11 protein-coding genes and 1 pseudogene are annotated in these 14,369 nt (G+C 58.7%); 7 read left to right on the forward strand and 5 right to left on the reverse strand.

What is annotated here, in order from left to right; translation table 11 throughout:
* The 3 genes from FCU66_RS34435 to FCU66_RS34445 form a co-directional block, all read right to left on the reverse strand.
* Window positions 1-1,136 (reverse strand): hypothetical protein (locus FCU66_RS34435; RefSeq protein WP_136625472.1); only part of this gene is annotated, 1,136 nt, incomplete at its 3' end.
* 3 nt (window positions 1,137-1,139) lie between these two features.
* Entirely contained in the window at window positions 1,140-2,270 is a 1,131-nt protein-coding gene (locus FCU66_RS34440) for an anti-phage 6A-MBL system MBL-fold protein (RefSeq protein ID WP_136622676.1), read from the reverse strand.
* 1,046 nt (window positions 2,271-3,316) lie between these two features.
* Window positions 3,317-4,558, reverse strand: coding sequence for a ComEC/Rec2 family competence protein (locus tag FCU66_RS34445; RefSeq protein WP_136622677.1), 1,242 nt, complete (start codon window positions 4,556-4,558; stop codon window positions 3,317-3,319).
* Between the two features lie 176 nt (window positions 4,559-4,734).
* Here FCU66_RS34445 and FCU66_RS34450 point away from each other — a divergent pair, with 176 nt between their 5' ends.
* Complete coding sequence (locus FCU66_RS34450; RefSeq protein WP_136622678.1) at window positions 4,735-5,889, forward strand: DUF2235 domain-containing protein; 1,155 nt, start codon at window positions 4,735-4,737, stop codon at window positions 5,887-5,889.
* Window positions 5,890-6,055: 166 nt separating this feature from the next.
* Here FCU66_RS34450 and FCU66_RS34455 read toward each other — a convergent pair whose 3' ends face one another.
* Window positions 6,056-7,171: a DUF3800 domain-containing protein gene (locus FCU66_RS34455; protein WP_136622679.1), complete on the reverse strand. Its 1,116-nt coding sequence runs from the start codon at window positions 7,169-7,171 to the stop codon at window positions 6,056-6,058.
* Between the two features lie 395 nt (window positions 7,172-7,566).
* Here FCU66_RS34455 and FCU66_RS34460 point away from each other — a divergent pair, with 395 nt between their 5' ends.
* The 5 genes from FCU66_RS34460 (at window position 7,567) to FCU66_RS42375 (ending at window position 11,548) form a co-directional block, all read left to right on the forward strand.
* Complete coding sequence (locus FCU66_RS34460; RefSeq protein WP_136622680.1) at window positions 7,567-8,049, forward strand: hypothetical protein; 483 nt, start codon at window positions 7,567-7,569, stop codon at window positions 8,047-8,049.
* Between the two features lie 3 nt (window positions 8,050-8,052).
* Entirely contained in the window at window positions 8,053-8,958 is a 906-nt protein-coding gene (locus FCU66_RS34465) for a ComEC/Rec2 family competence protein (RefSeq protein ID WP_136622681.1), read from the forward strand.
* Between the two features lie 113 nt (window positions 8,959-9,071).
* Window positions 9,072-9,815 (forward strand): S1/P1 nuclease, encoded by a 744-nt coding sequence (locus tag FCU66_RS34470; protein WP_168992225.1) that lies wholly within the window; start codon window positions 9,072-9,074, stop codon window positions 9,813-9,815.
* Between the two features lie 42 nt (window positions 9,816-9,857).
* A complete protein-coding gene (locus FCU66_RS34475) occupies window positions 9,858-11,219 on the forward strand; it encodes a phospholipase D-like domain-containing protein (protein WP_246094158.1) in 1,362 nt (453 codons plus the stop codon).
* Between the two features lie 26 nt (window positions 11,220-11,245).
* A complete protein-coding gene (locus tag FCU66_RS42375; protein WP_246094159.1) occupies window positions 11,246-11,548 on the forward strand; it encodes a phospholipase D-like domain-containing protein in 303 nt (100 codons plus the stop codon).
* A gap of 29 nt (window positions 11,549-11,577) precedes the next feature.
* Here FCU66_RS42375 and FCU66_RS34480 read toward each other — a convergent pair whose 3' ends face one another.
* Window positions 11,578-12,444, reverse strand: a complete 867-nt coding sequence (locus FCU66_RS34480; RefSeq protein WP_136622683.1) for a hypothetical protein — start codon at window positions 12,442-12,444, stop codon at window positions 11,578-11,580.
* 259 nt (window positions 12,445-12,703) lie between these two features.
* On the opposite strand from FCU66_RS34480, the pseudogene FCU66_RS34485 reads away from it, so the two are divergent.
* A pseudogene (locus FCU66_RS34485) lies at window positions 12,704-13,967 on the forward strand (IS256 family transposase).
* Window positions 13,968-14,369: the final 402 nt, after the last annotated feature.

Raw genomic sequence — 14,369 nt, forward strand, 5'->3', positions numbered from 1 at the left:
GCGATCTTTGATCCCACGCTGCCGCACCCGACCAGGCTGAAGGGACTGTACTGGGGCGCTGCTGACAGGGTGCGCAAAAGCTTCGGGGTGGTGCGGTCTAGCTGTTCGACCGGCACCACGCCTTTGCCGCGCGGTCCGGCAAACAGCGACGTGCGCTGCTCTGGCGCCGTGATTTCGAACAGGTAGGGGAGCATCTCGACCGCCGAGTCGCAACCCATCAGCGGGAAGGGGCGGCGCACGCAGAACACAACCGCCACCGGAAACACCGCCCGGGAACGCTTGCGCTGCCAACGCCGTTCGAGTCGGTCAAGAAAGATAGTGAACTCACGCCCGCAACCGATCTCGCCGGCGCGTTTTGCCAGATCGTCAAGGGTCTCGATCGTCTCGCCGAGCACCTCGTTGGTGACGGCGCCAGTGGCGGGCCACATCAGCGCCGTGACGGTGATCCCACTGTAGCGGGTGTCGCCTTCAGGATCGAAAGGGAAGAGGGTCATGTCGCCGACGGCGGCCGCGAACTCGTTGTGCGCGGCAAGGAGGTAGGATGGTCTGCCGTCGATGACGTCGCTGCGCATGTATTTCGTTGCGAGCCAGACGCACCCTGACCTGTCGGTGACCTGACTCCGGGCGAAGTCGGCATCGATGATCAGACGGTCCGGCAACCCCTGGCGCATAACCGGTTCCCAGCCCTGTTCGGCATTCATCAGGGTGCCAATCGCCGCCCGCCCGAGCCAGATGCCCATCTGGTTGACGATTGCGCCGATGCCGAGTTCCAGCAGCCCGTGCTGGTGAAAGAACTCGTCGAGATTGCCATCGACCAGACAGGGCGACGGATTGAGGGTCGCCGACCCCGGCGTCAGGTGGGCGAGGTCGCGCGGGAAATCCTTGCGCAGGCTGAACGACGGACAGCGCCACGGATAGTCCCTGCCCAGCACCACGTTGACGCGTTCGGTGGGCAGGACGCCGTTCGGGGCGGACCCCTGCGCCTGCCAATGCGTCGGCATCTCGACGGCGAGGTTGAGGAACAGGGTCGCGACGTCGTCGCCGACGGCCACCACCCCGCAGCCCGTGCATTGCGGAATGTCTTGGGCGACACGCAGAAAGTGCTCCGCGTGCCGCCGCATGTCTGCCAGGGCCATGGATCAGCCGTGTTCCCTGGTCGTGGTGGTGACCTTGCTGACGCCGGCGATGGCGGCGGCCTTTTTCGGGGTCAGCCCCAGCTGCTTGGATGTGCCGACGCCGGTGATGTTGAACTCCACCGGCCCGTCGTGCTCATCGGCATACTCGGTCGTGCAGATGAAGCGCTCGGCCGAGGTGATCGAGACATATTCCCGCTTGGCCCGCTCATGCGGCGGGTTGTCGTCGTCCTTCTTGATGGGCTTGCAGGAGGCCACGATGATGGCGCCCGCACGGGTCTGGGAGAGGGCGTTCCTGGCGTCCTCGGAAACCTTGACCTTCTCACCCAACTCGGACCAGCGGTCGTGGCTCAGGGTGCGCCAGGAGCAGTGGTGCGGCGTCTCCATGACATCGTAGCTCAGCCAGTCCTTGTTGTTATCCTTGTGGCGCTGCCACAGCCGGTCCCAGATGGAGACGTCGGCGTCGCCGCCTGTCAGGAAGCGGCAGGGGTCGGCTACGCCGTCTGCGGCGATCGAGAACCGCACGATCGCCGAGGAGTTGTTCTTCTCGAGGACCTCGATCAGCTCCTCGTCGTTTTCGTCGACGTACATCGGCGCCAGCAGGCGGCCTTCGAACTGGCCAGCCTTGACGCGGTCGGCCGCGGTCAGCAGCTCGTCCTGCTTGACCAGGATGTCCGTCAGGTCGTCGGTCTTGCCGTCCTTGTCCTCGCCCAGGATCAGGATTCGGTCGCCCGAGCCGGTACCGGCCAGGCCCTTTTCGCGGAAAAGCTTGACGCGGCGCCGCGCCTCGCTCGCCCATGCCTTGGCTTCGTCGCACAGCGTGTGCTGCGTGCTGGCGCGGCGAAACACGATCGGCGACGACCACATTTCGCGGATCAGGATGAGGTCTTCATCACCCTCGGGGAAATCTTCGGGCGGGCCGAGGTGGAAGTGCGTCATGAGCCCGGTCACGTGGTCCGAATCCGGGTGCGACAGCAGGAAGGCGTCGACGTAGAGCCGTCCCTTGTCGTCGCGGGACAAGCGCCCCTTGAGATCCTGGGCAACGTCGTAGTTGTCGTCGTCGGGATCGTCGGCGGCGGCGCGGATGTTGATGTCGACGAGGATCGTTTGCTTGTTGTCGAGCTTGATCAGCGCCATGTCCCCGTTGCCTACGGGGAAAAAGGTCAGTTTTGCAGGCATCTGTGTCGGTTCCTATGGTTGGCCGGAACGGGCACGCAACGGATCATTTCCGTGTGCGCGCGCCGCCGGCAACTAAGCCTGTGGCTTGTCAATGGAGCCTTGGGGCACTAGAACCGACTTGCTAGGGTACGGACCGGTGGTCTGGGGCAGCCTCACGGCGCCACGTCCGCAGGTACGCACAAACAGAAGGCAGGCGGTGGAATCACCGTCTGCCTTTTTTATGGCACAACGTTAAAATGGAGTAAATACGCTGATGCAGCGCGCTGCACTGAGGGTACGATTATTTGGCAAGTTGTCAACAGGCCAATCGGACCAAAACGCCGCAGGCGGCGATGCATGGCAGGTATGTCTTTTTACATATGGTAGCGGAGATCCGAGACCGCAAGTCGCTCTTCACGTTGCTCGGTCGAGGGCCAGGTCTGTGAAGCTCCAGCTGCGCACAGGTCACGTTTGAGGCGCAAGCTTCACCGGCGCATGTGTGCCCTAGCACCATTCGGGATCAATCCTCCGAGCCACACCTGCTCGTCTGTCCCGGCAAAGCACCCCCGCCACGCTGCTATCAACCGGACCTTATGGCGGAACAGCCGCGAAACACGATCCACCGGACCGGGCCGCCCAAGTGGGGCGTCCAATTCCAGGTCGATCCGACCGGTCTCGGATATCCGCAGCATGCCCGGGACGCTGGTGGGGTGGCGAAATTTGTGTCCGGCACCAGCAGCTCAGACTGCTAGAAATAGCCGCGGCTTTCGACTAGGTAAGACGGCATTCTCGTTTCATCTTTAATCGAGGGGGACTTGCGTGACGCCCGATGCGCAACCGGGCTGGCTAGCTTAATCCAGCCAATTGCGAGCGAACGGGGCGCGGCTGCCCGGCCGGACCGTCTCCGGCATAGCAATCTGTGATCCCGGGTTGCGCCAAGGCTGACATCACGCCTAACGCAAACGTCAAAGGTAATCGTCAGCAATGTCGCGGGTCGCGTCCATAGGCCGGGAAGACCCCGCCGCTTATTTCGCATCGTAGGCCTCGTAAGTCATCGTAACCGTCGAGCCGATCTCCTCGGTCACTGACACCAGCCGATCTCCGGCGGCCGCAAGGACCGCATCGCCGGGGTGCCTTTTACTTCCTGTGCGGACATGGGTGACGAAAGTGGCGTCGGAACAAAGCGCCTGGAGGGCTGCATTGGAATTCTTGTCCGAGCCATGGTGAGGCACGGCGAGCATCCGTACGCGCGCGAGTTCATTCTGGTAGCAAGATTGCCAGTCGCTAAGGTCGGCAGGCTTGAGCAGCTCAGCGTCGCCGGTATTGAGCCACGCGGGCTCTGACCAGCCCATAGACCAGCGATGTGGTCGATGGAGTTCCCAATGTTGATGCACGTCGGCGCTGACGACCGGTGTGCTTAATAACGACAGCGACGCGCGGTTCGAAGAACCCACATAGTGCTTGTAGATGTTGCGAAGCCCGGCCCGGCCCGCGGGAGGCCGTGCATGACGAGCGACAGCATAAGCGAAAGCACCAAGTCCAGGCTGGAGCGATCCAACGAAGGTCGCACCGACCATATGCTCGATTGCCTTGACTATGCCGCGCAAAGTATAAGGCTGGATTGGCGCGCGATAGGGTTTAAGACGTAGTCCGACGGCACGGGTATGCAAGGTAATCTCGCAAACGCCGCCGTCGATGATCTGGGTTCGATCCGGTGACATCGACGCGTCGATCTCCGGATTAGGGTCCGACACTGGCCACGGCGCCGGGTTGACCACCGTATACCAGCCACGCTCGTCTTTGGGACGGTCGGGACCACGCCCCTCCGAAATTCCTGGTTCGTCACCTGGTAGGCTGCCACGAAGGTAGATGACGCGTTCAGCCCCACGCGACACGAAAAAGCCTGTAGGATCGGCCGCCAGGTCAAACAGGGTGCGGTCGAGGTTGTCGCGGGCGACCTCGTGAAGAAGCAGATAGGCGAACTCGCGGTCGTTGAGGTACGGCACCATCACATTGTCGATCAGAGTGCGGCTCATGAGGCTGTCGAGACCGCTTACATGGTCGGTGTCGAAATGCGACACGAACAACCAGTCGAGTGCCATCGGTGATCGACGGGCCCACCCGGTCAGATACTCATTGAATCTGGCAGTCCGCCGCGAACCGCAGTCGAAGGCCCAGTTGAATATTCCTTCGCCGGGCACCTCGAGGTGGCCGGTATGGAAGCCGCCATGGCCCACCGCGTGCTGAATCCATTTTACCCTGAGCATGCAGCACCTTTAGAGTCAACGATCTGCCTCGGCCAGCATTTATTCTTTCCGATCCCGCTGCCGAGCAGCTGAGTCATTAGCTATCAACTGATTTTAATGTACACGCGGTGGTACAAGGCGTGACTTGGTCGTCAAGCTGGCCTTGATCAAAAGGTCCACTGCAGGGAGGGGAACCCGTGGGAAATCCAAAGCGGCTGGCAGTCTTTCTGGACGGAACCTGGAACACGTTGGGCGACAACACCAATGTCTGGCGCCTGAAATCTCTCTGCGATCCGGACGATCCGCTGCAGCTGGTCTATTACAGCTCTGGTGTCGGCACCCAACTGGGAGAAAAGATCCGGGGCGGGCTATTAGGATATGGCCTCGATCATGAGATCACCGACGCCTATGAATGGCTGATCGACCATTTCAACGATGGCGATCAGCTCTATATCTTCGGCTTCAGCCGGGGCGCGTACACGGCGCGGAGCCTCTCAGGCTTCATTTCAAAATGCGGCCTGCTCAGGCCGGGATCGCCTCTATCGGTTTCGCAGCTTTATGGCCGTTACAGGCGTCGAACAGACAAAACAATTCGCGACCTTGTGGTCTCCGGAGGAGCAAATCAGGCTCTGGGCTTGGAGGAGCAATGGGTGCTGCGCTACTCCAAGCCGATCAATATTGAGTTCGTAGGAGTGTGGGACACTGTCGGATCTCTCGGCATCCCCGTCGGCAAAAAGCGCAATATCGAGAAATATCGGTTCCTCGAGACCCATCTCAGGCTAAGCAATGTAAACGCCTATCAAGCGTTGGCCGTCGACGAACATCGCGCCTCCTTTGCCCCGACGCTGTGGACCAGGACAGACGTGATTGGCAGTTCCAATCCCGCGCCGGCCAGACCTTTGGCAAACGTAGAGCAGCGATGGTTCGTGGGGGCGCATGCAAATGTGGGAGGAGGTTATGCAAGCGATTTGCTGGCCCAGATTCCTCTGAAGTGGCTTATGACAAAGGCCCAAGCCCATGGCCTGAAATTCCGAGCGGATGTCGACGTCGAGGGCGACAATGCCCTCCCGCCGATCACAGATTCATACGCGGGGTTCCTCGGTGGCATCTACCGGCGGTTCAGCAGTCCCTACTACCGGCCGATCGGCGCAGCCGCCCAGACCGGCACCGGCGCCACGACGTCGACGATCAACGAGACCGTCGATAAGAGTGTTTTCGATCGCTGGCAGGCCGACACCTCCTACCGACCCCAAAACTTGCAGGAATGGGCTAAGAGGGTGGGAGCTGATCCGTCCGGGATTACCCAATCGGTCCTCGCCGCCGATCCGAAGGTCGTCGCACCGGTTGCGTAAGTAGTGACGTTCCTGACCCCACGCCAAGGCGTGCGTGGGGGACGCGAGGACCACCGCCGTCTTTCCTGCCGTCGAGACGCCCCTTTCAGATGAATCGATGATCCCTCATTTCGCGCCCGACTGGGCGTCGTAACCCACCTCGGCCGCATAGTGCGTTCGCGTAGCCTCAAGAGCCCGTCCTATCCAGGAAGAACGCTGCTCCGTGTCGATCACGCTCGCTCAAGAGGTAGTGGGCAAATACTGCGTTCTCTTCGACCGACTGTTCCGTAAGCGCAGCCCAGCGCTCCAGCGTGCCGATCTGCTGAGCTGAGAGATTTTGACGGTCCTGAACAAGCTCCTCGCCGGCCGTGACGCAGACGTAAGTGAAGAACTTTCCGAGGAGACCAGCAATGACGTCGGACAATTGAATGCCCGGCTCGTCATGGGATGTCGCGAACCGGTAGTTTGCCAAGGGCCTGATCCCGTCCGTGAGCCCCAGTCCAGAGAGATAGGCCTCGATTCCGTATTCATCGTCGAGAACGTGGGTCGAGTTTTTGAGCATGGCAATGCGCTCGAGATAGAACGGACCAAAGCCCTCGATCAGGACATTTGGCGTCTCGTCCTCAAGGAAGGGCAGGGCGTCGAGCCGGGCCGCGATTTGGAGGACCCCCTTCAGCATGTTGCGTCGCAGAGGTGGGAGAAGGTTTGCGCGATGCGTTAACAAATCCAGGAGCTCGGTGACAAACTCCCGACGCCGAGTTCTGCCTACGTCCGGGTAGGTGTAGCGTTGGAACATGTCGACTGTGGTCTCATAGTCGTGTCGCAACACCGTGTAGAGGTCGTTCTTGAGGGCTTGGTTCCAAGGTAGGAGAGCATTTTGGCCGGCTTCAGCGAGGATCGAATCAATGATGTCGACGATCGACCAGTACAGCGGGTCGAGGACGGTGAAGTGCAAATACAAATCCTGGGCTGATAGCCAAGCTAGAAAGGCCTCCATCTTCGGCGAGGCGAGCGCCTCCAGGAAGCTACCAGTGGCGATGTGCTTCAGTTTGATCTCTTTAGCGCTCGCTTGGATCCTCAGTTCCGATCGAAGACCCTCCAGGGATATCGGTCGAGGCGGTCCTCGGTGTGCGACACCGGCGATGACGAAACATTTTGGCTCGCGCTCGTTGAGACCATTAGCTCGCACATGCAGTCGACGAATGTTGTTCGTCTCATCGTAGTAGAGGGTGTAAGCGTCGTCAGCCTTGATCAAACCGTGGAGTGCGATCGCCGGGTCTCTAAGCATGTTAACGTCACTCAAGGCTCACCTTTGTGGTCGACTTCCCGCTTATCAATTTGACATAATGGATATTATGATAAGCTAAGTCATTTATAAGACGATGGAAATGTAAGTTCCGGGCTGCGCAATCCCAACCAGCTGACGCCCGATCGGGTGCTCTCGTCACGGCCAGCAGAACCGTGATGCGACATTTATACTTTGCTGGCGGCGCGACATTCGAACTTGGTTGCAACATGATTCCGACGTCCGTTGCCGCGCTCTATTCGCACGGTTATCGTCACAACTTGGGCTGTCCAGCAAGTTTTTGTGTAACACATTTCCAAAGCCTAGTGCCCAAGCGGATACAGCAAAAGATTGAAACGATGTGTTGAAGTCGATACGTCGACTTTATATAGTCGCTACGCCGGGGGGGCACCATGACCGATATCTTAGCCAAGATCTCGTCCTACAATCTTTTCAACAACTTAGTGGCGGGCGCTATTCTGAGCGCCCTGCTCTCAATTCTCGGCATCTACCACTTCGAAAGCCTGTCCGTGGTCGCCGACCTGGTGGTCTACTATTTCCTGGGCATGATTGTCAGCCGGGTGGGCTCGATCCTCGTCGATCCGATACTGCGGTTTGTACGCCTGCTCCCGAAGCGGGACTACCCCGCTTTCATCGACGCCAGCGCCAAGGACGAGAAAATTCTGGTGCTGCTCGAAACCAGCAATATGTACCGCACCATCTTTGCGCTCTTGGTGGTGGTCTTTGCGGCCTATAACCTGCAGTCCTTTGGCACCGCGGTATCAGCCGGAACGGCCGTCAATGTCGGGCTCTTGGCTTTGGTAGCGCTGTTCTTGGTGGCCTACCTCAAGCAGAATTTTTTTATCACCAAACGTGTTGAGCATCATAGAGGCTGAGCCATGTCGCTGGTCAAATCGCTGTCGGTCGGTAACGGCGATACGTTCTACATTCGCCATAATAGCGATAATTTCACCATTATCGATTGCTGTCTGGATGATGATCAGAAAGAGGCTATCGTAGATGAAATCAAGGAAGCATCCGCCGACAAAGGCGTAACGAGGTTCATCTCTACGCACCCTGATCAGGACCACATCATGGGTCTTGAGTACCTTGCGGAGCAACTTGAGCTGACGAACTTCTATTCTGTTGCGAACAAGGCCACCAAGGAAAACCCTACCACATCGTTCGAGCGCTACTGTCAGTTGAGGGACTCCGATACTGCCTACCATGTTTACAAAGGCTGCAAGCGCAGGTGGATGAATAAGAGCGACGACGATCGAGGCTCCGCAGGCATCAACATTCTTTGGCCGGATCGCTCCAATGAAGCCTACAAGGCGGCTCTGCAGGATGCGGAGGACGGCGTGGCATTTAACAACATGTCGTTGGTAGCCCAGTATTCCATTGAGAATGGCGCCACATTCATGTGGATCGGGGACCTCCACACGGAATTCATGGAAGAGATTTTTGACGCGATCGACCTCGATAAAACCACAGTAGTGTTCGCGCCACATCACGGGCGAGACAGCGGCAAGATCCCAAACTCCTGGTTGAAGAAGCTCGACCCGCAAATCATTATAATCGGCGAGGCTCCCTCTCGCCATCTCAACTACTACACCGGCTATAAGATCATCACCCAGAATGAAGCGGGCGACATCACCATGGATTGCGTCGGTGACAAGGTTCACATCTACGTCTCGAATCCAGACTATGAACGAGACGATGTGCTCGATGACGAGGGCATGTCCGATTATCCAAACTACGTCGGCTCGATCACCGTGGAGACGGAATACACACTGGACGGCTAACCTACGAAGGGAGCACGATGTGAAAGCGACAGTTCTTGGCATGATGCTTGCGGGTGCGGTAACGAGCCAGGCACTCGCATGGGGTCCGGAAGGGCATGCGATCGTGGCGGAAATTGCTCAGCGGCGCCCTCTCCTCCACTGCGCTGATGGAAGTTAAGCGCATCCTGGGCGGAGAGGTGGCGATGGCATCCGTCGCGAGCTGGGCCGACGATGTTCGCTACGCGATTCATCCAGAGAGCTATAATTGGCACTTCGTCGACATTCCTCTCGCCGATAGCAAGTACGACCCGGTGTCCCAATGCGCTGCGAATGCGCAAGGTGACTGCGCCATCGCTGAGATCGATCGGGCCGAGCATGAAGTCACCTGCGCAACAGACCCGATGCGGCGCAGGGATAGCCTGCGCTACCTCATTCACATCGTGGGAGATTTACACCAACCGTTCCACACCGTGGCTGACAACACTGGTGAGAACGCGCTCGCGGTCACCGTGAAGTTCGGCGGGTTGATCAAAAGCCCGCCGAAGACCCCTGCCGACAACCTTCATGCGGTCTGGGATAGCACCATCATCAAACAAACCACCTATGCCTGGGGCTCCTACGTCGACCGCCTAGAAGGTGACTGGCTTCTCAAGCATCCCGAGGCGTCTGAGACGCTTGATCCCGTGGCTTGGACGATCGAAGCACATACTTTGGCACAGGAAATTGCCGCGGGTCTCACAAATGGTGCGACGCTCGACAACGACTATTATGCGAAGGCGCTCCCGGTCGTAGATGAACAGCTTGGGCGTGCAGGATTGCGGCTTGCGGCCGTGCTGAACCGGTGGCTGGGCACGGCTCCCGCCTGTCCTCTTCCCTAGGCAAGCATTCTAACCCAATTTCTCGTTCGAGAGGGGGACGTCGTGGCTAACGATTTTCAGGCTACCGGCAGCAACACCAAAGCGGCATTCACGCTCAAGGTTCACCGGGGGGAACGAATGGCCCTGGTCGCAATGAACTGGCGCAGTGAAAAGCCTCCCACCAATTTCGTCGGTTTTGCCATTCAATACCAGGCTCCCGGCGCTTCCAAGCCGTCGACAGTCTACAACAGGCTCAATTTTGAAGGGTCGCCAAACCCCAAGGGCTACAAGACTTTTCGGACAACCGAGGCACCTATTCAAAAATTCAGGTGGGTTGTTTTTCCGCACGACGAACCGCCGACCGGACCGTATAATTTTATAGTCACGCCAATGTTCATGGATGCGGCCGGAGCTCTTTCGCCCGGCGAGGCACAGACCGCGACCATCGATCTGGGCAAGGAAACCTACCCCGGTCAAATCAACGTGGCCTTCACCAGAGGGTATGTAGCTTCCCAGGCTTTCGTGGACAAATATCAGGCCCGCGGGCCTCTCAAAACACTGCTGCCGGTCCGCGTTGCTCAGGGCACCACGTTCAAGCCGACGCATCCGGACGCGGAAGATGCCTACGAGTGGATGGGACTGGAGGCCCGTAAAGAGATCTTTGCGCTTTTGGATGCAGCCGTAGCCGATCCTGCCGCGACGGTCAGCATGGTCGCCTACGACATGAGCGAAAGCGAAATTATGAACCGCCTGTTCGCGCTCGGTCCGCGGCTCAGGATCATCATCGACGACAGCGACAAGCATGGGCTCAAGACAAGTGGCGAGACCCAGTCCGAAACGCTGCTCAAGGCTTCCGCTGGCGAGGACAACGTCAAGCGGGAACGGATGGGAGGCTTGCAACATAATAAGATGATTATCGTGGATGCGGCCGTGCCGCGCGCCGTCTGCGGTTCGACAAACTTCAGCTGGCGCGGGCTATATGTTCAATCGAACAACGCCTTGCTGTTAACGGGCGCTCAAGCCGTGGCCCCTCTCAAGGCTGCGTTCGAGGCCTATTGGAAAAAGGATGGGTTCGCCGACGGTCCCTCACCAGATTGGCATCCGCTCGGCTTGGCGGGCATTGATGCCAGCATCACCTTTTCTCCCCATGACACAGCCCGTGCCCGTCTTGAGGAAATCGGCAACGATGTCGAAAAGGCCCAGGCCTGCCTCCTTTATTCTCTGGCTTTCCTGAGCATCACAGGCGGTGCTGTAACCGACGCCGTGGAAGCGGCCACCAACAGCCCGGTTTTCACCTACGGCATTTCCGACAACAATACCGGCGTCACCGTCATAAGCCTAATGGCAACACTGCACCGGTCTATTTCGCTCGCCTCAACAAGCAAGTTCCGACCCCGTTTAAGGTCGAACCCTACACCGGCATAGGGCCAAATCTGCACCACAAGTTTCTGGTGATCGATTTCAACACACCCGACGCCCGCGTGTGGACCGGTTCTTACAACTTCAGCGAGCCCGCTGATTTTCAGAATGGAGAGAATCTGCTACTCATCCGCGACCAAAAAATTGCAACATCGTATATGGTCGAAGGAATACGCATCTTCGACGACTACCATTTCCGCGTCACCCAGGAAGACGCTGCAAAGGCCAAAAAGACATTGTCCTTGCAAAAGGCGCCTGCGGCCGGTGAAGACCCATGGTGGGCTGAGGACTATACAGACCCGTTCAAGATCCGAGACCGTGAGCTGTTCGCTTAGAGCAACTCTTTGCGCCTCAGAACCGGTTCTCAGGGGTTGCTAGGCACATTGCGGTCTTTCAGCGTCTCAATGAGCTCCCGCAGAATGGCATTTGTTTCGTCCTGCTTGCGGCGAACTTCCTCGACAATTCGTCCGGTCGCTTGATCATCGCGCTCCTTGAGCGCCTCGATCAGCTTCTGGTTGTCAGTGCTGGCCGCGCGATCGGCCGAAACCACCTCTCGCGTGAGAGCCTCGATCGCCGGAACGGTGCGATTCGGTGAAAAGTAATCTACAGCCATCGGGGCGAAGGGGCTCAGCGTGGCGATCACGAGCGCAAATACGCCCACAAGAATTGCTTTTTTGGCTGAACTGTCGGTCTGGCTAGAGGCCTCTTCGAACTTGCCGATGAAGGTCGCTGCCTGGGCTTGAATATCGTTGCCGATCCGCGCGGCGTTTGTCATGACATCCAGCATGCTTTCGAACTTCCGTTCGATTTCAGCAAGCTGCGCATTCGTGTCCAGAATCGGGTTTCTGGGCATCTGGAAATCTGGCATTCTCCGAACAGAAATTACTCGCTCGTCCAGCGGTCTCCCAGCATCTGGCTTCGAGAATGAATCGAGAAGCCGCCTCTGGCTTTCCACCTGATCCAATATGGACTTCACCGCCGGGGACGGCCTTGTGAGTGATTCAAACTGCTTCCGGAGCGTCTCCACCTCATTCGAGGGCCGGAGCAAGTCGGTGATCTTATCCTGCTGCTCTTGAAGCCGAAGTGCCAAGTTTCCAGCCAGCTTTACTTGCGGCCCGCTGCTGGCAAGCGTTTTTGCAATCTCGCTTAAGGGGTCGGCATTACCGTCGGTTCTTATCTTGAGATCCTCAAGCTTGATGGGCTTGGGAGGGTCGGAAGAATCGTCACTCATCGTGGCAAGGTCCCCATGCGATATCGCCGCTTAGATATAAGCATCCAGAGAACCCAGTGCCAGTTCGCGGGGCTCATCTCTCCGGCATGCAATTCGGACAACCCGCCGCCATCCACTGGTCTAAGTCGGCAGCTTCGGCGCAATGTCGGCGACGAACAGACGAAGTGCCACGATCTCGCTGAATTCCTCCACCTGCCCACTATCACTTGGCTTTTCCCACAGGCAAATTTGTTCCTGTTATCAGAAGGCTCGGCTTTCCATGGACGCCGATTTTCCGCGTCTTCGTCAGCCCGACGAAATTGATGATCCCCTGACGGATGTGCTTCGCACCGGGGCTCGCAAATTGCTGGCGCAGGCGATCGAGATCGAGGCCGAGACGTTTCTTGCCGAGATGCGGGATGTCAAGCTTGCCGATGGCCGTGACCGGATTGTCCGCGATGGTCACGGCCCGGAGCGGAGCATCCAGACGGGCATCGGTCCGGTGCCAGTCAGCCGGGTGAAGATCCGGGATCGCGGCGCGAATGGCGAGGTTGATCGGGTCCGGTTCGCCTCATCGATCCTGCTGAAATGGGCGCGTCGGACGCGAAGGCTGGATGCGCTGCTTCCCGTTCTCTACCTGCGCGGTGTTTCGACGGGCGATTTTCAGGAAGCGCTGAGCGCGCTTGTGGGCAAGGACGCACCGAACCTTTCACCCTCGGGTGATCACGCGGCTGACGGCGGAGTGGAACGCCGATTACGAGCGCTGGCAAAAGCGCGATCTTTCGGCGCGCCGCTATGTCTATGTGTGGGCGGACGGGGTCTACCTGCAGGCGCGGATGGAAGACCAAGCCGAATGCATGCTGGTCCTGATCGGCGCCACGCCCGAGGGCAAAAAGGAACTCGTCGGTTTCCAGACCGGCATTCGCGAGAGCGCGCAAAGCTGGCGCGAACTGCTGGTCGACGTGAAGCGGCGTGGCCTGAAGATCGCGCCCGATATTGCCGTCGGCGATGGCGCGCTTGGCTTCTGGAAGGCGCTCGATGAGGTCTTTCCCGGCACCAGGCACCAACGCTGCTGGGTGCACAAGACCGCCAACGTCCTGAACAAGGTGCCGCTCTCGGTGCAGGCCAACATGAAAACGGATTTGCGCGAGATTTACGGCGCGCCGACACGCTCAGCAGCCGAAATGGCGATCGATGTGTTCGCCGAGAAATACGGCGCGAAGTACAACAAGGCGGTCGACTACCTGAAGAAGGATCGCGAGACGTTGCTGGCGTTCTACGATTTCCCCGCCGAACACTGGGATCATCTGCGAACGTCGAACCCGATCGAGAGCGTCTTTGCTACCGTTCGCCACCGAACGGTGCGCACAAAGGGCTCCCTGTCGTCGAACACCGCCAGGCTGATGGTCTTCAAGCTCGTCATGGCCGCCGCCAAATCCTGGCGTCGATTGAAGGGACAAAATCAGTTGCCGAAACTGCTCGCAGGTGCCAGGTTCCAGGACGGGATCGAGGTCATCGAAATGAAGCCGCAAAGCGCCGCTTGATCGACACCGTCACCCAAAATCCGTCATAGCTCAGCTCGCAGAGCACCCCTAGTCAAGTCGTTGCAGCTCCCGTCGGCTTTCTGAAGTCGGTGACGGGCTTAAGAAGGTTCCTGATCGCCGTGCCGGGTCTTTAAGGTCAAATGTGATTGGGCAGGTGCTGTGATGCTTCTTGGCTACGCCCCGCATGATTACGAGCCGCTAACTGTGGGTCATTCCTCAGCCTCTGGCGACAAGAGCGTCCCGATAGGTCTCTTGGCGCCGAAAATAAACAATGTGGCCAGGACAGTGCAGGGCTCGCTTGGCAACCCTATTGCAGAGTCCACCGGGCCCGCCGGCGACATAATCAAGGAGCTCTCGCATAGGACAAGCCGGTGTTTGGTTTCTCCCGGATCATCTGCGATT

The organism is Mesorhizobium norvegicum (assembly GCF_004919685.1).
GTDB classification, from domain to species: Bacteria; Pseudomonadota; Alphaproteobacteria; order Rhizobiales; family Rhizobiaceae; genus Mesorhizobium; species Mesorhizobium norvegicum.